Consider the following 19,237-nt stretch of genomic DNA (forward strand, 5'->3'; position numbering starts at 1 on the left):
ATGTTGTAAGTTATAAATAGAAAGTAAAAATGGAGGTTAAATAATGCTTGCTGAGAAACAAATAGTTCCGTTTTCAGGGACAAAAGATCAGGAAGAATCACTGTTGAAAATGATAGCTGAGCTGAAAGATGAAAAGGGTGCTCTGATGCCCATCCTGCAGAAGGCTCAGGATATTTACGGGTATCTTCCGATAGAAGTGCAAAGGATGATATCTGATGAAACAGGCATTCCGCTGGAAAAGATTTACGGAGTAGCGACATTTTATTCACAGTTCACCTTAAGTCCTAAAGGCAAGTATCAGATATCTGTCTGTCTTGGCACTGCCTGCTATGTAAAAGGCTCGGGAGATATTTATAGCGCTCTGACAAAAAAGCTTGGAATTGCAGGCGGAGAGTGTACACCGGATGGAAAGTTCTCTCTGGACGCCTGCCGTTGTGTGGGGGCATGTGGTCTGGCTCCGGTTATGATGGTTAACGGAGAGGTATATGGACGTCTTACGACCGATGATATTGACCGCATTTTAGCAAAATACGAATAAGCCTATGATGCCGGAAATATCATTGAACATACTGGACATCGCTGAGAATTCTATACGTGCCGGGGCATCACTTATTGAAATAGAGGTGTCCGTAATGAGTTCCGGGGATACACTAACTGTTGTTATCAAAGACAACGGCTGCGGCATGTCTTCAGAACAGACAGAGAAAGTACAGGATCCTTTTTATACTACAAGAATCACCAGAAGAGTAGGGCTTGGAATACCATTTTTTAAACAGGCCGCAGAAAGCACAAAGGGGACCTTTTCCATTGTGTCAAAACCGGGGAAAGGAACAATAGTAAGAGCCGTTTTTAAGTTATCGCATATAGACAGAATGCCTTTGGGCGATATAACCGCAACAATATATACACTGGTCGTTTTTAACGAGAGAATACATTTCATATATACCTATCGGTATAATGAAAATGAATTTGTGCTGGACACCCGTGAAATCCGGGAAATATTGGGAGAAGGTGTTTCCTTTTCAAACCCGGAGGTTTCCGCGTTTATTAAAGAGTATCTTATATCCGGAAAGGAAGAAACTGACCAGGGGAATGATATCTAAAGCAGAAAAGTGAAAATGGAGGAGAAACATGAAATCTCTTGAAGAGTTACGTGCAATAAGGGAAAAGATGCAGGGAAAAGTCGGCGTCCGCAAAGAGAATGAGGGGCAAATCAGGGTTATTGTAGGAATGGCTACCTGTGGCATCGCAAGTGGTGCAAGGCCTGTCCTGACGGCTCTCTCGGATGCGGTGCAGGAACAGGGGCTTCTGCATATAAATGTGACCCAGACAGGCTGTATCGGACTATGTCAGTATGAGCCGATTGTAGAAGTATTGGAACCGGGCAGGGAGAAAGTTACATATGTGAAAATGACTCCGGAAAAGGCAATGGAAGTGCTCAGAATGCATCTGCTGGACGGCCAGGTAGTGACAAAATATACACTGGGTGCTGCCAAAAGGGGTATTGAATAAGGAAAAGGAGGCAAAAGGTTTATGTATCGTTCGCATGTTTTAGTTTGCGGTGGAACAGGATGCACTTCATCCGGAAGCCGAAGAATTATAAAAAAGCTTGAGAAAGAAATTAAGGCCCAGGGACTTGAAGAAGAGGTCGGCGTTGTACAGACAGGCTGTTTTGGGTTGTGTGCTCTGGGGCCGATTATGATTGTCTACCCCGAAGGCTCATTTTACTCTATGGTCCAGGAGGATGATATCCCGGAGATTGTATCTGAACATCTCCTGAAAGGACGGGTTGTAAAACGTCTCCTTTATGATGAGACAACAAAAACGGAAGACATTCTCCCCCTGAATGAGACCACATTTTATAAAAAGCAAAAAAGAGTGGCACTGCGCAACTGTGGTGTCATCAACCCGGAAAATATTGAAGAATACATAGGAACAGGGGGCTATGAGGCGCTGGGCGTTGTTTTGACGGAAAAGAAACCGGAGGATGTCATACAAATTCTTTTAGACAGTGGCCTCAGAGGCCGGGGAGGTGCCGGTTTCCCCACAGGGCTCAAATGGAAATTTGCGGCTGACAATGCCGGGGAACAAAAATATGTCTGTTGTAATGCGGATGAAGGGGATCCGGGAGCTTTTATGGACCGTTCTGTATTGGAGGGAGACCCTCATGTAGTTCTTGAGGCAATGGCGATTGCGGGATATGCCATAGGCGCATCACAGGGGTATATTTATGTACGTGCAGAGTATCCGATTGCGGTGAAGCGTTTGGAGATTGCCATAGAGCAGGCAAGAGAATATGGCTTGCTGGGAAAGGATATCTTCGGCAGTGGCTTCGATTTTGATATTGAATTGAGACTCGGCGCCGGTGCTTTTGTATGTGGCGAGGAAACAGCTCTTATGACCTCTATTGAGGGACACAGAGGAGAACCAAGACCGCGTCCCCCGTTTCCTGCGGCAAAAGGATTGTTCCAGAGGCCGACAATTTTGAATAATGTAGAGACTTATGCAAATATTCCCCAAATTATTATAAATGGGCCCCGGTGGTTTGCATCCATGGGTACGGAAAAGTCAAAAGGAACAAAAGTATTTGCCCTGGGAGGAAAGATTAACAATACGGGACTGGTGGAGATTCCGATGGGAACCACACTGCGCGAAATTGTCGAGGAAATTGGCGGAGGCGTTCCGGGAGGCAGGAAGTTCAAAGCAGCACAGACAGGCGGACCGTCCGGCGGATGTATCCCGGCTGAGCATTTTGATGTGCCCATAGATTATGACAATCTCCTTGCCATTGGTTCTATGATGGGGTCGGGTGGCCTGATTGTTATGGATGAAGATAACTGTATGGTAGATATTGCAAAATTTTTCTTGGAATTTACAGTGGATGAATCCTGTGGAAAATGCACGCCATGCCGTGTCGGCACAAGACGTATGCTGGAAATTCTGGAAAAAATTACAAAAGGCCAGGCAACAATGGAGGATTTGGACAAACTGGAAGAATTGTGTTATCACCTGAAATCTAACTCTCTGTGTGCATTGGGGCAGACAGCTCCGAACCCGGTGCTTTCTACACTCCGTTACTTCAGAGATGAATATGTTGCTCATATTGTGGATAAGAGATGTCCTGCAGGAGTATGTAAAGCTCTGCTTCAGTATCGGATCGATGCAGACAAATGTAAAGGATGTACCTTATGCGCGAGAGTCTGTCCGGCAGACGCGATTACCGGCAGCGTGAAAGAGCCCCATATGATAAATCCGGATAAATGCATCAAGTGTGGAGCCTGTATGGAAAAATGCCGTTTCGGTGCAATTTATAAAGAATAAGAGAGGGTAACGAATATGGAAAATATAAATATGAAGATTAACGGACTGGAGGTCTGTGCACCGGCAGACTCTACGATTCTGGACGCGGCACATATAGCAGGAATTAAAATTCCTACTTTGTGTTTTCTGAAAGAAATCAATGAAATTGGGGCCTGCCGTATGTGTGTTGTGGAGGTTAAAGGTGCAAGAAATCTTGTGGCGGCCTGTGTGCACCCGGTAAGTGAGGGGATGGAGGTCCTGACAAATACACCAGGGTTGATTGAATCCAGAAAACGTACTTTGGAGCTGCTTCTGTCAAGTCATGACAAGAAATGTCTTTCTTGTGTAAGAAGCGGTCAGTGTGAACTACAGGAACTCTGTCAGGAGATGGGCGTGGAGGATGAGAACTATTTTGCCGGGGCATCCCCGGAATATGAACTGGATGACAGTGCTCCTCATATGATTCGAGACAATAATAAATGTATTCTCTGCAGAAGATGTACAGCTGTCTGTGAGAATGTTCAGTCAGTGGGTGTTATCGGGCCGAACAACAGAGGCTTTTCCACATTTATAGGTTCCCCTTTTGATATGGGGCTGGGCACTACGAGTTGTGTGGCCTGCGGTCAGTGTATTGCGGCCTGTCCCACGGGTGCTGTGTATGAGAAGGACTTTACAGATGATGTGATTGCTGTAATTGCAGATAAGAGTAAACATGTGATTGTGCAGCCGGCTCCTTCAGTAAGAGCTGCCCTGGGGGAGGAGTTTGGATATCCCATGGGAACAGACGTAGAGGGGAAGATGGCGGCGGCTTTGCGCAGAATTGGATTTGACAAAGTTTTCGATACAGATTTCAGTGCGGATTTGACCATTATGGAGGAAGCGCATGAATTTCTGGAACGTGTACAAAACGGTGGGGTACTTCCACTAATGACCTCCTGCTCTCCAGGCTGGATTAAATACTGTGAGCACTATTATCCGGACCAGCTGGAACATCTGTCAAGCTGTAAGTCTCCCCAGCAAATGTTTGGGGCAATCTCCAAAACTTACTATGCGCAGAAAATGGGACTTAATCCTGAAGATATCGTATGTGTCAGCGTTATGCCATGCACAGCAAAGAAGTTTGAACTTAATCGGGATGACCAGAATGCAGCGGGTGTTCCCGATGTAGATATCTCCATCACGACAAGGGAATTGGCACGTCTGATCCGCAGACAGGGGATTGACTTCAAGAGTCTTCCGGATGAGCAATTTGATGATCCTCTGGGAGAATCTACAGGTGCAGGCGTTATCTTCGGGGCAACTGGGGGTGTGATGGAAGCTGCCCTGCGAACTGCGGTGGAAACACTTACAGGCGAAGAACTGGCAAATGTGGAGTTCCAGGAAGTGCGCGGCACACAGGGGGTTAAGGAAGCTGTCTATAATGTGGCGGGAATGGATGTGAAGGTGGCAGTAGCCTCCGGTCTCTCAAATGCCCGGAAGATTATGGAAAAGATCAGAAAGGGGGAAGCCGATTACCACTTTGTTGAAATTATGTGTTGTCCCGGTGGATGTGTCAATGGAGGCGGTCAGCCTCAGGTGCACGCAGATATCCGAAATTATGAGAGTGTTATAGCAGCCCGCGCAAAGGCTCTGTATGACAATGATGAGGCAAAATCAATCAGAAAATCCCATGAAAATCCTTCCGTCAGGAGACTGTACACGGAATTCTTAGATAAGCCGGGAAGTGAAAAAGCACATCATATTCTACATACCAGTTATGTGAAACGAACTATCAATTAAAAGAAAGGCACAGACATGAGGGTAATTGATTTTAAAGATGCAAAATGCAGGCATTGCTATAAATGTGTGCGTCACTGTAAAGTGAAGGCGATTTCCATCCAAAATGAGCAGGCGCACATTTTAAAAAATCACTGTATCAATTGTGGACGCTGTCTGGAAGTATGCCCTCAGAATGCAAAAAAATTTGCCAGTGATATGAACCGGGTAAGAGGATATTTAAGGCAGGGATATAAGACGATTATTTCCATAGCTCCTTCTTACCAGGGAGTGCTGGAGTTTGCTCGTCCCGGTCAGGTTGTGGATGCCCTTATTAAACTGGGATTTGCGGAGGTAAGGGAGACGGCCGAAGGTGCTGTCCTGGTGACGGCCGAATACAAAAAGATGATCCTGGAAAAGAAGATGGAGAATATCATCACTACCTGCTGCCCCAGCGTCAATGATCTTGTGGAGAAGTATTATCCTGCCTGCGTCCCTATGCTGGCTCCAGTAGTATCGCCCATGATAGCCCATGGGCGATATATTAAAAAACTTTACGGAAATGACGTGAAAGTAGTATTCTTAGGTCCGTGTATCGCCAAGAAACAGGAGGCTGCCGGCGATGAAAGAGTTTTTGGTGCCATAGATGCAATTCTTACCTTTGAAGAGCTGGCTCTTTGGCTGGAAGAGGAAGGAATCCGGCTGGATACCTGCGAAGATCTGCCGTTGGGCAATCCTGATCCGGGGATAAACCGTATGTACCCGGTCAGCGGCGGAATCATCCAGTCTGTGGTGACGGAAAAAGAGTCCGATGCTTATCATAAGGTTTATGTGGACGGACTTGCAAACTGCATGGAGATGCTGGAATGTCTTCAGAGAGGTGAACTTAAAGCCTGTTTTATTGAGGCAAATGTCTGTGAGGGAGGGTGTGCAAAAGGCCCTGCCTCCGCAAGGTGGAACACATCCTATGTCAAAGCAAAGATAAAAATTCAAAATTCTGTATCTCACCGTGCTGCCGGGGAATTGCCATCTATGAGCTCACAGGAGCTTGCAAAGAAATTCAGGGATAGGCATCTGACAGATCTTGTTCCCACAGAGGCGGAAATCAGAGAAATTTTAAAATCCACCGGAAAGTATTCTGTCGATGATGAACTCAACTGCGGCGCCTGTGGTTATCCCACCTGTCGTGACAAGGCCATTGCAGTCTATCAGAACAAAGCAGAACTTTCTATGTGCATGCCCTATGCACTGGCAAGGGCAGAATCCATGTCTAATGTGATACTGGATGCCACCCCTAACATGGTACTTGTCGTCGACAGTAATATGCAGATTGTAGAATGCAACAATAAGGCACTGCGTTTTCTGGATGTCGGCAGAGAGGAAGCTGTGCAGAGATTTATCTTTGAATTTATTGAGGCCGGAGATATTGAAGAGACGCTGCACACAAGGAAATCGATTATTCATAAGAAACTACAGTTAAAAAATGAGAATATGATTGTGGAAGAAACTATTGTATATATTGAAAGTCTGGATTCTGCACTTGTGACTTTCCAGGATGTGACTGAGGAAGAGAGGCTGAAAGATCAGCGCTTTGAAAAGAAGGTAGAAATTGTGGAAATGGCACAGAAAGTTATTGAAAAACAGATGCTGGCTGCTCAGGAAATTGCAGGTCTTCTGGGGGAGACAACTGCGGAGACAAAAGTGACACTGACAAAGCTTAGTGACTCCATTTTAAATGAAGGGTAAAAATAGCATGAGTGTGAGCATTGATGTGGCATGGAAAAGCCTAAACAAACATAATGAAGAGCTGTGTGGGGATAAAGTGGAGGTACTAAAAACAGAAAATTCCGACATCGTAATTCTGGCGGATGGTATGGGAAGTGGTGTGAAAGCCAACATTTTGGCAACTTTGACATCAAAGATTCTTGGAACTATGTTGTATGAAGGTGCAAAGATTGAGTCCTGCGTAGAGACAGTAGCCAAAACTTTGCCTATCTGTCAGGTCCGTAATACTGCGTATGCAACTTTTAGTATACTGCAAATCTTCCACAATGGGTTTGCACATTTGATAGAATATGATAACCCTGCCTGTGTCTTTATCCGGGAGAAGAAGATTATAAAATACCCATATGAGGAAATGGTAATAGAAGGTAAAAAGATCCGTGAATATTGTTTTCGGGTGCAGCAAGATGACTGTTTTGTAATAACGAGTGACGGTGTGATTTATGCCGGTACAGGGAAAATATTAAACCTTCATGGCTGGACCTGGAAGAGTATGGCTGAATATACTCTGGAATGTACAAAGAAAACTTTGTCGGCATCCAGGCTTACCGCACTGCTTTGTCAGGCCTGCAACGATTTGTACATGCAGAAGCCCGGAGATGACACGACAGTTGCCGTGGCAAGAGTTATTGAGAGAAGAGTGGTGAATATTTTTACGGGTCCCCCTTTGAGGATGGAGGATGATGAAAGACTGATGTATGACTTCATGCACATGGAAGGGAAAAAAATTGTATCAGGAGGCTCAAGTGCCAATATAGCAGCCCGGATTCTTCATAAAGATATTGTTACTAAGATAAATTACAGTAATCCCGACATCCCCCCGACAGCTGTGATAGAAGGATTGGATTTGGTAACAGAAGGTGTGCTGACTCTGGGGAGAACACTAAAGCTATTAAAACGTTATATCAATGATGAGTTTGACACAAAATTTTTTGACGAGCTGGATGCCGATAACGGAGCATCAAAACTTGCAAAAATACTAATTGAAGAATGTACAGAACTGAATTTGTACGTAGGTACATCGGTCAATGAGATACATCACAGCTCAAAATTAAATTTTGACCTTAGCTTAAGATTGAATTTAGTAAAGCAGCTGCGCAGCGCTGTCGAAAAAATGGGAAAGAAAGTAGCAGTCATGTACTATTAAAAAATTGTTTTTCTTTCTTCCACTTGTGATTAATATTATTTGGTGATATGATTGAAAGCAGTGATAAATGAATATCATCGAATAATACTATACGAAAGGAAACGGGAAACGTGACCTATAAAGAAGCAAGGGTATATTTGGACGAAGTGTCGAAATACGGAAGTGTACTTGGCTTAGATACGATTCGAGGTCTGTTGAATGAACTCGGTAATCCTCAGGATGACTTGAAGTTCATACATATCGCAGGGACGAATGGCAAAGGCTCTGTGCTTGCATACACTTCCACAATTTTAAGTGAGGCAGGATACAGAACGGGGCGATATGTATCACCAACAGTAGTTTCCTATCTGGAACGGATTCAGGTAGACGGAAAATGGATACCGGAAGATGATTTCGCAGAATTAGTGGAAGAAGTTCAGAAAGCTATTGTACGTATGGAGGCTCATGGTGAGGCAAGTCCCACTGTTTTTGAGGCTGAGACGGCAGTGGCTTTTTTGTATTTCAAAAAAGTCAAATGTGATATTGTCGTATTGGAAGCCGGTCTGGGCGGCACACTGGATGCGACAAACATTGTGAAAAATACAATAGCAGCTGTATTCTCATCCGTCAGTCGTGATCATATGGGGGTTTTAGGAGAAAGTCTGGAAAAGATAGCAGTGAATAAAGCCGGAATTATGAAGCCGGGCTGTGTGGTTGTGACTGCCGGACAGAAGCCGGAAGTGATGAAAGTTTTTAAGAACTTTGCAAATGAGCTTGGATGCAGGATGTATACGGCGGATGACAATGAGACGCAACTATTGGAAGAAGGCTGGCGAGGTCAGTACTTCACCTATAAAAACCGGGATAATATTCATATATCCCTGGCGGGAAGATACCAGATTGTGAATGCGGTGACTGTGCTGGAGCTTATAGATTCGCTTAAGGACGCCGGGTATCGTATTCCGGAAGAAGCAGTCAGAAAAGGGTTTGAGGAAACAGTTTGGCCGGGAAGATTTTCGTGTATCAATACAGGGCCTATATTTATTGCAGACGGAGCTCATAATGAGGAAGCCGCTTTACGATTGCGGGAATCTGTTGAAACCTATTTTCCCGGGAAGAGGCTGGTATTTATTATGGGTATTTTTCGAGATAAGGAGTATCAAAAAATAGCACGTATTATGGGGCCTCTGGCCTCTAAGATTTTTACAGTTGATCTGCCGGATACAGACCGGACGCTAAGAGCTGCAGACCTGGCCAGGGCATTGACACCATATTGTGCCGAGGTGAAGGCAGAGACAGCTATTTCCGGGGCTGTAAAGGATGCATTTCTGGCGGCAGCTAAAGACGATGTGATACTTACATTTGGCTCTTTGTCCTATTTGGGACTGGTGATGGAGCTGGTTAAAAAAAGGGGAGAGCGAAAATGATAGATCAGAAAAAAGTAAAACAGGCAGTCCGTCTGCTTCTTGACGGGATAGGAGAAGACCCGGATCGTGAGGGGCTTAAAGATACACCGGAACGCATTGCGCGGATGTACGAAGAAATATATGGTGGAATGGAAGAAAGTGCGGAAGAACACCTAAAAAAAACTTTTCATGCGGACAATAACGAATTGGTTGTAGAGAAGAATATTACCTTTTATTCTACTTGTGAACACCACCTCCTTCCGTTTTATGGAAAGGCCCACATTGCCTATATTCCCGACGGAAATGTGGTGGGTTTAAGTAAGCTCGCAAGAACTGTGGAAGTATATGCAAGGCGGCTCCAGCTTCAGGAGCGGCTGACGGTACAGATTGCCGATGCTCTGATGGGAAGTATAAACCCAAAGGGGGTATGTGTCATGCTTGAAGCAGAGCATATGTGCATGACAATGCGGGGAATCAAAAAGCCGGGCAGTCAGACTGTCACCCTGGTGAAACGGGGAGAATTTACAGATAATCCGGATCTTATTAACTTATTTTTTCAGATGATAAAATGATGTAAGGGTCAAAAGGTGTATAAAACATGGAAGTTCTGGAAAAAATCAGGTGCCATCCTCTTTATGAAGAAAATTATAAAAATCTGGAATCAGCAGAAGAAAATAGAAACTTCTGCAGGCATCAGATGCCTCATTTGCTGGATGTGGCAAGAATTGCTTATATTCGGAATTTAGAGGAAGGCATGGGTTTTACAAAAGAGGTAATCTATGCTGCGGCTCTGCTCCATGACATTGGAAAGTACCGTCAGTATGAGGAAAAAATACCGCATGAACAGGCGGGACAGGAAATAGCGCAGATTATATTGAAGGATATTGATATGTTTTCCTCTAAGGAAGTCGGTATAATTTTGCAGGCGATTTGTGAGCATCGAAAAGCTGCTCATGATATGACAAAGCTGGGTCGGCTTATGTATGAAAGTGACAAATTATCCAGATCCTGCTATGCCTGTCCGGCAGAAGCAGAATGTAATTGGAGCAGTGAAAGAAAGAACATGAAAATTGATTGGTAGTAAGATATGAAAATAGGAAAAAGAGAATTTGATACAGAAAACCATACCTACGTTATGGGGATTTTAAATGTAACACCGGATTCCTTCTCCGACGGTGGAAGATATAACCATATAGACGGGGCACTTAACCATGCCGAAGAGATGATTGAAGAAGGTGTGGATATTTTGGACCTTGGCGGGGAATCCACCCGTCCGGGGCATACAAAGATCCCGGATGAAGAGGAAATAGAGCGGATTATGCCTGTGTTGGAAAGATTGAAAAAAGAGTTTGATGTACCCGTCTCTGTGGACACTTATAAAAGCAAAGTCGCTAAAGCCGCTGTTTTAGCAGGGGCAGATCTGATAAATGATATCTGGGGCTTAAAATATGATGATAAAATGGCAGGGGTAATTGCAAAGAGCCGGGCTGCCTGCTGTCTGATGCATAACAGAAAAAAAGCAGAATATAATAACTTTTTGCAGGAGGTGCTTGAAGATTTGCAGGTGAGCTTGGATATTGCCAGGCGCACAGGAATTGAAAGGGACAAAATTATTTTGGATCCAGGTGTAGGATTTGGAAAGACTTATGAAATGAACCTGGAAATTATGAAAGAGTTGAGCTGCCTTAAAGAACTGGGATATCCTCTCCTCCTTGGCGCATCCAGAAAAGGTGTGATTGGACTGACTCTGGACTTACCCGTGGACCAGAGATGTGAAGGCACTCTGGTGACGACCGTACTGGGCAGCTTAAGCGGATGTGCTTTTGTGCGGGTGCATGATGTGAAGGAAAACAAACGCGCCATACAGATGACACAGGCAATTATGAGGAAACATGAGGTGTGAGATGGATCGGATTAATATAGAAAACTTAGAAGTATTTGCAAATCACGGGGTGTTCCCAGAAGAAAATGTTCTTGGACAGAAATTTCTTGTGTCTGTAACCTTATATACAAATACGAGACATGCCGGTCAGACAGATGATCTGAAGGCGTCTATTCATTACGGAGAGGTCAGCCGGTTTATAACTGACTATATGAAAAAGCATACATATAAACTAATAGAACGTGCCGCGGAGAGTCTGGCAGAGGCTCTTCTGCTTGGAACAAAGCATTTGGAAAAGGTGGAACTGGAATTGAAAAAGCCGTGGGCACCGGTAGGCCTGCCGGTGGAGTATGTCTCTGTAAAAATTATAAGGCAATGGCACACGGCCTATGTTGCACTGGGATCAAACATGGGAGATAAGCAGAAATACCTGGAGGATGCTGTAAAAGCCCTGCATGAGGCCCGGGGGTGTTATGTGACAAAGACCTCCTCCTGGCTGGTTACGCCTCCTTATGGAAGGATTCAGCAGGATGATTTTCTCAACGGGTGTCTGGAGCTTAAGACCCTTCTGTCTCCTGAAGAATTACTGGGTACACTGCATAAGATTGAACAAGATGCAGGGCGGGAGAGAACTATCCACTGGGGCCCCAGAACCCTCGATCTGGATATTCTGTTCTATGATGATTTAATACTGGGAACGGATACATTGTGTATTCCCCATGCAGACCTGCAGAACCGGGATTTTGTTCTTAGGCCTCTTGAGGAAATAGCGCCATACAAGCATCATCCCGGAAACGGAAAAACTGTCAGAGAAATGCTGGCCGGGTTAGGTTAAATAGGTAGAATTTTTATTTCATAACAGCAGCTCAAATGTATCATAAAAGGAAGGGTAAGATACATCTACACATTCGCTGTTGAGTATATTAGTTCTTCCTTCCGCCGCCAGTGCGGCAATGCTGAAAGCCATGGCTATACGGTGGTCGAAGAGGGTGTGGACGGTGGCTCCGCGGAGCTGTTTTCCGCCGTCTATTACCATACCGTCAAAGGTAGAATCTGCAGGACAGCCCATGGCTCTTAAGTTATCTGTAATTGTCTCTATTCTATCTGTTTCTTTCACTCTCAATTCTCCAGCATCCCGTATAATGGTGGTACCCTCTGCTGAGGCTGCCATAACGGCAATGACAGGGATTTCATCTATTAATGCAGGAATGATACTTCCCTCTATGGTAATACCGTGCAGATGACTGGTGCGGACAAGTATGTCGGCCACCTTTTCACCGCTGCTGATGTGCTCATTATGGAGTGTAATATCACCTCCCATATCTTCACACACTTTCAGCAGCCCGGCACGGGTAGGATTTATTCCTACGTTTTTGATTAATATTTCAGAATCGGGAACAATAAGTCCGGCGGCAATGAAATATGCCGCAGAGGAAATATCACCGGGTACTATAATCTTTTGTCCGTAAAGTTCTCGGCCGGGGCGTACAGAAGCGGTTGTGCGGATATCCAGAAGCTGGTGTGAGGAAGTTAGGTCTGCACCGAAATCCTGGAGCATAAGTTCTGTATGGTTTCGAGAAAGGATCGGTTCCGTTACAGAGGTTTCCCCTTCTGCATAGAGTCCGGCCAGCAGGATACAGGATTTCACCTGCGCAGAAGAAACCGGAGACGTATAATGAATGCCGTGAAGTTTTCCTTTTGTGATATAAAGAGGTGCACAGTCATTGCGCAAAATACTGGATATATTGGCGCCCATCTGTGTCAGAGGTGCCATAATCCGTTTCATGGGACGTGCATTTAGGGATTCGTCACCGGAAATCTTAGAATCGAATTTCTGCCCGCAAAGTATACCGGAAATCAGCCTTGCAGTAGTACCGCTGTTGGCCACATTTAGTATATCTGAGGGAGGCGTTAATCCATGGAGTCCCTTTCCGTGAACGATAACAGTGTCCTGCTTTTGCTCAATCTCAATTCCAAGTCTGCGGAAACAATCTATAGTAGACAGACAATCGGCTCCTTCCAGAAAGTTATGGACCTCGGTTGTCCCTTTGGCTATAGATCCAAGCATAATGCTGCGATGGGAAATGGATTTATCTCCGGGTACTGTTATTTCACCTTTTAATCCTGTAATGTTGTTTAATTCCATACTTCTGCCCTCCTGATTTGTAATTGTTTTGGAGGGCAAGCTCGATTTTGCTTTGCTACATCTCGCTTCGGCTAAGCGCCGGATAGAAATATCCACAAACAGCCCTTAGCAAGCGAGCTTGCATGGGCTGTTCGTGAATATTTCTGCCCTCCGGAATAGTTATCTATATCTTATAAACAATATATCTGTATTTTTGCAGCAGTTCAGCTGCTATGTTTGCAGATGATTCATCGTAAAATTCAATGCGTAATACTCCTTCCTCAAACTCTCTGTTATGTACAATACCGATATTTTTGATGCTGATATTATTATTTGCCAGAATAGTGGCAATGGTGGCAATTCCACCCGTCTCATCCATAATATCACAGTAAAAGGCGAAGCTCTTTTTGATTGGTCCAGCAGAAGTGTTGGGCATGGAATCGCGGTAATCTTTTGAAGATTCAAAAAGTGTAAACAGTTCCTCCTCAGAGCCTGTATCAATGAACGTTAAAGCCTTTTTTAATGTTTTTATGTAGCCCCCGAGAATATTGGAAATGTTTTCCCTGTTTTTCAGGCAAACCTGCTGCCACATACCAGGTGAGGAGGAGGCAATTCTCGTTATATCCTTAAAACCGCCTGCAGCTAGATTCTTCATGAGCCCTTCTTCTGTATCTGTCTCATGGACATAATTTACTAAACTTGAGGCAATAATATGTGGAAGGTGGCTGATGGTTCCGGTGATATAATCATGTTCTTTGTAATCCAGTACAATCGGGAGAGCTTTCAGTGACTCCACAAAATTTCGATATTTTTCGACCTTTTCAGAAGAAACTTTTGCGGAAGGGGTGAGAATATAATAGGCGTTCTCGATTAAAACTGGTCTGGAATTACTATAACCGCTTTTTTCAGAGCCTGCCATAGGATGCCCCCCGATAAAGTTTTCTTCCAGACCGAGACGGATGATTTCCTCGTGAATGGATGCCTTTACACTTCCCACGTCCGTCAGAATGCAATCCGGGTGAATCAGTTCTTTTAGTTGTCCAAGATACGCGGTATTATATGCAATAGGAGCACAGAGAAAAATATAACTGCATGTTTTAAAACTGTTGTCGATAGAAGAACAGGCCTTGTGTATTGTTCCCTCCTGAACTGCCAGAGCCAGAGTTTCTCTATTTTTGTCAAATGCAAGGAGTTCACAGTCCGGATAGTACTGGTGTATTGCCTTTGCGATAGAGCCGCCTATCAGGCCCAGACCAATGAAACCAATCTTTTTAGTCAGCATAAATAATGTCCTTTCCTGTCCATATTTGTAATAAAATGCATAAAATCAGTTTAACATTTTGCTGTGTAAAAGTAAATTCGATTTTCGTTGTTTTTAAAGAATGGCTGAAGTTCATATGGCATGGTGCCATATGAATTTTTCCTTTACATCTATATTGTCTTATGCTATACTTTCTAGGTATGAATTCAGCCGGTGTTCGGTAATCGGAATACTCCGACCATTGCTTAATACCAGGCAGTTTGTAAAATAATAAATAATATAAGGAGGAAACAAAAACATGATTGAAAAAGACAAGAAACAGGCAATCATCGCAGAGTATGGAAGAAGTGAGGGAGATACAGGTTCTCCGGAAGTACAGATTGCGATTCTTACAGCAAGAATCAATGAACTGACAGAACACTTTAAAGTAAATCCGAAGGATCATCATTCAAGAAGAGGTCTTCTTAAGATGGTAGGACAGAGACGTAATATGCTTGCATATCTGAAAAACAAGGATATCGAAAGATACCGTACTTTGATTGAAAAACTCGGATTAAGAAAATAATTTCAAGTCCATCAAGGTTCCGTTTGCATGTCATCAGCATCGGAACCTTTGCTGCGTTAAGAAGGAGACAACTATGTTTAAAAAATTTGAAATGGAACTGGCCGGCAGAACTCTGCGCGTAGATGTAGGCAGAGTTGCAAAACAGGCTAATGGAGCCGTGCTGATGCACTATGGCGACACTACCGTACTTAGTACGGCAACGGCATCTGAGAAGCCGAGAGAAGGAATCGATTTTTTCCCTTTGAGTGTAGAATATAACGAAAGACAATATGCTGTAGGAAAGATTCCGGGGGGCTTTAATAAGAGAGAGGGAAAGGCATCTGAAAATGCAGTCCTTACCTGCCGTGTGATCGACAGACCTATGAGGCCGCTGTTTCCAAAGGACTACAGGAATGATGTAACACTGGAGAATCTGGTAATGTCTGTGGACCAGGACTGCAGTCCTGAATTGACTGCCATGCTGGGCTCGGCAATCGCTACATGTATTTCAGACATTCCCTTTGACGGACCGATTTCTACGACTCAGGTGGGCCTGGTGGACGGAGAATTTGTGTTCAATCCAACTGCTTCAGAGAAAGCAGTTTCTGATCTTGCACTGACGGTTGCTTCTACAAAAGAAAAGGTAATAATGATTGAGGCCGGTGCCAACGAAGTGCCGGAGGCTCAAATGATAGATGCTATCTTTGCAGCACATGGATTGAATCAGAAAGTAATTGCTTTTATTGATACGATTGTTGCAGAGTACGGAAAGCCAAAGCATTTTTATGAGAGCTGTGCAGTTCCGAAAGAGCTCTTTGCGGCAATCCGCGAGATTGTACCGCCGGCTGCTATGGAAGAAGCTGTGTTCACAGATGATAAGCAGACAAGAGAAGGAAATATCCGCGTAATTAAGGATAAACTGGAAGCAGCCTTTGCTGAAAAGGATGAATGGCTGGAAGTACTGGATGAAGCTGTATACCAGTATCAGAAAAAGACTGTCAGGAAGATGATTTTGAAAGACCACAAGCGCCCGGATGGGCGGGCCATCGATCAGATCCGTCCTCTGGCTGCAGAAATCGATCTGATTCCAAGAGTACACGGCTCTGCAATGTTCACGAGAGGTCAGACTCAGATCTGTACAGTTACTACACTGGCACCTTTGTCTGAGGCTCAGAGAATTGATGGACTGGATGATGCAGAGACATCAAAAAGATATATGCACCACTATAATTTCCCCTCCTATTCTGTAGGTGAGACAAGACCGTCCAGAGGTCCGGGACGTCGTGAAATCGGACATGGAGCACTGGCAGAGAGAGCATTGGTTCCTGTACTGCCGGATGAATCCGAATTTCCGTATGCAATCCGCACGGTGTCTGAGACCTTTGAGTCTAATGGTTCAACTTCACAGGCAAGTATCTGTGCATCCAGCATGTCTCTGATGGCTGCAGGTGTGCCGATTAAAGCAGCGGTGGCAGGTATCTCTGCAGGTTTGGTGACGGGAGATACAGAGGATGATTATTTAGTATTGACTGATATTCAGGGTCTGGAAGATTTTTTTGGTGATATGGATTTCAAAGTAGCCGGCACTCATAAGGGTATTACGGCAATCCAGATGGATATTAAAATTCACGGACTTACAAGACCGATTATTGAAGAAGCTATCGCAGCAACAAAGAAGGCCAGGACTTATATTCTGGATGAAGTTATGAACAAGACAATTGCAGAATCCAGGACACAGGTGGGAACCTATGCACCAAAGATTATTCAGATGCAGATTGACCCACAGAAGATTGGCGATGTGGTAGGACAGCGCGGAAAGACTATTAACACGATTATTGAGCAGACCGGAGTGAAAATTGACATTACAGATGACGGATCTGTATCCATCTGTGGCACAGAAAAAGAAGATATGGATAAAGCTGCGAAGATGGTTGCTATTATCACAACAGATTTCGAAGCAGGTCAGATATTTGAAGGAAAAGTAATCAGTATCAAGGAATTTGGTGCATTTTTGGAATTTGCTCCGGGAAAAGAAGGAATGGTTCACATTTCCAAGATTTCCAAGGAAAGAGTGAACAAGGTAGAGGATGTGCTTAAACTGGGCGATATTGTTAAAGTAGTATGTATGGGCAAGGACAAGATGGGAAGATTCAGCTTCAGCATGAAAGATGTAGCAGAGTAGAGAATTATAAAGCCATGGTTTGACTTGACAGATTAATAAAAATATAAAAAGAAGCGTATAGATAGGGAATGATATTAAATCAGCCTTGTTCATACGCTTATTTTTTTGTGGTATATTTTCGGAATGTTTTCATATATTGTTTAAAGAGGTGGACAAGATGAGTGAAGAAAACAGAGAACGGCAGGTGCTGCAGGTAATCGCGAAATCTATCCGGACTATTATGGAGGCAGAAAGACTGAATTTTGAAAAACTGCAGGAGGTTCGGATGCGGATTGAGAAGCCTCTTAGCATAATTTATGACAATGGAGAACGGCTTCTGCCGACAGGGCAGGCGCAGGGGCACATAGTCACCAAAGATGAAATAAGAGAAACAATGGAATATGTCAGTCATTACTCTCTTTACGCATATGAGCAGGAAATGAGACAGGGATTTATCACGATTGAAGGAGGGCATCGCGTGGGAGTGATGGGAAAAGCAATACTTGAAGACAATAAGGTGAAGAATTTGCAGTATATTTCATCTGTAAACATAAGAATGGCTCACGAAGTTTTGGGATGCGCAGATAAAGTGCTGCCTTTTCTTACAAAGAACCGGCAGATATGCCATACTCTGGTGATTTCGCCACCACGCTGTGGGAAGACAACGTTAATCCGGGATCTGATACGGCAGATATCGGACGGGAATACATATATTAAGGGCTGCACGGTGGGTGTAGTAGATGAACGTTCAGAGATTGGCGGCTGTTACCTTGGTATTGCCCAAAATCAGCTGGGGATGCGCACGGATATATTGGATGGGTGCCCAAAAGCAGAGGGAATGATTATGCTCATACGCTCTATGGCACCTCAGGTCATCGCGGTAGATGAAATCGGCGCTCCCGAGGATATACATGCCATTGAATATGCCATGCAGTGCGGCTGTAAGATGATCGCCAGCGTACATGGAATGTCTATGGATGAGGCAAAGGATAAACCGGTGCTCGGAAAGCTGATTAAAGAGCGCAGGTTTGAGCGCTATATCATACTGGGAAACGAAAAAAGACCCGGGGAGATACGGGAAGTATATGATGAACGGGGGAGTCTGCTATGCAGAGATTTATAGGCAGCCTGCTGATTATTACGGCAACCACAGGTGCAGGAATGGTATACGGAGCGGAATTGCAGAGGTATCTGGAGAAGCTTTTGTATATTCGGCATATTGTATACCTGCTGAAAGGTGAGATGGAATATTCCAATGCGCCTATGGGGGAAGTATTTGCAAGAGTTGCGGTGAGGGTAAAAAATCCTTACAAAAGCTGGCTTAAAAGCATGGAACGTCAGATAGAAAACAGGGAAGAAGATGAATTTGCAAAAATATGGAACAGGGGTGTAGATAAGTACCTAAGCGAGCTTCATCTAGCAAGTGTACACGCCATTCAGCTGAAAGAACTGGGAACATTTATGGGTCAGCTTAATGGGGATACTTCCAGCAGATCCATGCAGCTTTACATTAACAGACTGGAACTGGAAATTGAAAAGATGAGAGAAGGTATGTCGTCAAAGAAAAGAATTGGCAGCTGTCTCGGCGTAATGAGCGGGATTTTTTTGGTTGTCATATTAATATAAAATAGGAGGGTTCCATGACCATAAATCTGATATTTAAAATTGCGGCAGTGGGGATACTGGTTTCTATTTTAAGTCAGGTCCTCAAACACAGTGGACGGGATGAACAGGCATTTCTTACGAGCTTTGCTGGATTGATACTTGTACTGTCATGGATACTTCCTTATATATATGACTTATTTACATCTATTAAACAATTATTTTCTCTGTAAACATTTCCCGGAGACGGTTTTGGACAGTATCTGAGAGACAACAATATACATATGGGAAAG

19 protein-coding genes are annotated in these 19,237 nt (G+C 44.1%); 17 read left to right on the forward strand and 2 right to left on the reverse strand.

Features of this window, described 5'->3' with window-relative positions; translation table 11 throughout:
• Positions 1-43 precede the first annotated feature (43 nt).
• The 12 genes from BN3456_RS11815 (at position 44) to folK (ending at position 12,086) form a co-directional block, all read left to right on the forward strand.
• A complete protein-coding gene (locus BN3456_RS11815) occupies positions 44-538 on the forward strand; it encodes an NADH-quinone oxidoreductase subunit NuoE family protein (protein WP_089984329.1) in 495 nt (164 codons plus the stop codon).
• Between the two features lie 4 nt (positions 539-542).
• Positions 543-1,103 (forward strand): ATP-binding protein, encoded by a 561-nt coding sequence (locus tag BN3456_RS11820; RefSeq protein ID WP_089984330.1) that lies wholly within the window; start codon positions 543-545, stop codon positions 1,101-1,103.
• 28 nt (positions 1,104-1,131) lie between these two features.
• Positions 1,132-1,512: a (2Fe-2S) ferredoxin domain-containing protein gene (locus BN3456_RS11825; protein WP_089984331.1), complete on the forward strand. Its 381-nt coding sequence runs from the start codon at positions 1,132-1,134 to the stop codon at positions 1,510-1,512.
• 21 nt (positions 1,513-1,533) lie between these two features.
• Positions 1,534-3,321, forward strand: coding sequence for an NADH-quinone oxidoreductase subunit NuoF (nuoF, locus tag BN3456_RS11830; protein WP_089984332.1), 1,788 nt, complete (start codon positions 1,534-1,536; stop codon positions 3,319-3,321).
• A gap of 15 nt (positions 3,322-3,336) precedes the next feature.
• Positions 3,337-5,079, forward strand: a complete 1,743-nt coding sequence (locus tag BN3456_RS11835; RefSeq protein WP_089984333.1) for an NADH-dependent [FeFe] hydrogenase, group A6 — start codon at positions 3,337-3,339, stop codon at positions 5,077-5,079.
• 15 nt (positions 5,080-5,094) lie between these two features.
• The gene (locus BN3456_RS11840) at positions 5,095-6,801 is read left to right on the forward strand and encodes a [Fe-Fe] hydrogenase large subunit C-terminal domain-containing protein (protein ID WP_089984334.1); all 1,707 of its coding nucleotides are present in this window, start codon (positions 5,095-5,097) and stop codon (positions 6,799-6,801) included.
• Positions 6,802-6,808: 7 nt separating this feature from the next.
• On the forward strand, positions 6,809-7,984 hold the full coding sequence (locus BN3456_RS11845) for a SpoIIE family protein phosphatase (RefSeq protein WP_089984335.1): 1,176 nt from the start codon (positions 6,809-6,811) through the stop codon (positions 7,982-7,984).
• A 110-nt stretch (positions 7,985-8,094) separates the two neighbouring features.
• Positions 8,095-9,390, forward strand: a complete 1,296-nt coding sequence (locus BN3456_RS11850; protein ID WP_089984336.1) for a bifunctional folylpolyglutamate synthase/dihydrofolate synthase — start codon at positions 8,095-8,097, stop codon at positions 9,388-9,390.
• Positions 9,390-9,941 carry a GTP cyclohydrolase I FolE gene (gene folE, locus BN3456_RS11855; RefSeq protein ID WP_347458055.1) on the forward strand — a complete coding sequence of 184 codons (552 nt, stop codon included), beginning with the start codon at positions 9,390-9,392 and terminating at the stop codon, positions 9,939-9,941. Before BN3456_RS11850 ends, folE begins: the two co-directional genes overlap by 1 nt.
• Positions 9,942-9,967: 26 nt before the next feature.
• Entirely contained in the window at positions 9,968-10,450 is a 483-nt protein-coding gene (locus BN3456_RS11860; protein WP_089984339.1) for an HD domain-containing protein, read from the forward strand.
• Positions 10,451-10,456: 6 nt separating this feature from the next.
• Positions 10,457-11,272, forward strand: a complete 816-nt coding sequence (gene folP / locus BN3456_RS11865) for a dihydropteroate synthase (RefSeq protein WP_089984340.1) — start codon at positions 10,457-10,459, stop codon at positions 11,270-11,272.
• Between the two features lies 1 nt (position 11,273).
• Entirely contained in the window at positions 11,274-12,086 is an 813-nt protein-coding gene (gene folK / locus BN3456_RS11870; protein ID WP_089984342.1) for a 2-amino-4-hydroxy-6-hydroxymethyldihydropteridine diphosphokinase, read from the forward strand.
• A gap of 18 nt (positions 12,087-12,104) precedes the next feature.
• Here the strand turns inward: folK and aroA are convergent, their stop codons facing one another.
• Both aroA and BN3456_RS11880 read right to left on the reverse strand, forming a co-directional pair.
• Positions 12,105-13,397, reverse strand: coding sequence for a 3-phosphoshikimate 1-carboxyvinyltransferase (gene aroA / locus BN3456_RS11875; RefSeq protein WP_089984343.1), 1,293 nt, complete (start codon positions 13,395-13,397; stop codon positions 12,105-12,107).
• Positions 13,398-13,560: 163 nt separating this feature from the next.
• Positions 13,561-14,658 (reverse strand): prephenate dehydrogenase, encoded by a 1,098-nt coding sequence (locus BN3456_RS11880; RefSeq protein ID WP_089984345.1) that lies wholly within the window; start codon positions 14,656-14,658, stop codon positions 13,561-13,563.
• Positions 14,659-14,935: 277 nt separating this feature from the next.
• On the opposite strand from BN3456_RS11880, the gene rpsO reads away from it, so the two are divergent.
• From rpsO to spoIIIAC, 5 genes are all read left to right on the forward strand, one after another.
• Entirely contained in the window at positions 14,936-15,202 is a 267-nt protein-coding gene (gene rpsO, locus BN3456_RS11885) for a 30S ribosomal protein S15 (protein WP_089984347.1), read from the forward strand.
• A gap of 73 nt (positions 15,203-15,275) precedes the next feature.
• The gene (locus BN3456_RS11890) at positions 15,276-17,363 is read left to right on the forward strand and encodes a polyribonucleotide nucleotidyltransferase (RefSeq protein ID WP_089984348.1); all 2,088 of its coding nucleotides are present in this window, start codon (positions 15,276-15,278) and stop codon (positions 17,361-17,363) included.
• A gap of 157 nt (positions 17,364-17,520) precedes the next feature.
• A complete protein-coding gene (gene spoIIIAA, locus BN3456_RS11895; RefSeq protein WP_089984350.1) occupies positions 17,521-18,465 on the forward strand; it encodes a stage III sporulation protein AA in 945 nt (314 codons plus the stop codon).
• Positions 18,450-18,968, forward strand: coding sequence for a stage III sporulation protein AB (locus BN3456_RS11900; protein ID WP_089984351.1), 519 nt, complete (start codon positions 18,450-18,452; stop codon positions 18,966-18,968). Before spoIIIAA ends, BN3456_RS11900 begins: the two co-directional genes overlap by 16 nt.
• Before the next feature lie 14 nt (positions 18,969-18,982).
• Positions 18,983-19,177 carry a stage III sporulation protein AC gene (gene spoIIIAC / locus BN3456_RS11905; RefSeq protein ID WP_089984353.1) on the forward strand — a complete coding sequence of 65 codons (195 nt, stop codon included), beginning with the start codon at positions 18,983-18,985 and terminating at the stop codon, positions 19,175-19,177.
• The last annotated feature ends 60 nt before the right edge of the window (positions 19,178-19,237 follow it).

The sequence above is a fragment of the Clostridium sp. C105KSO13 genome, assembly GCF_001517425.1.
Lineage (GTDB): Bacteria > Bacillota > Clostridia > Lachnospirales > Lachnospiraceae > Muricomes.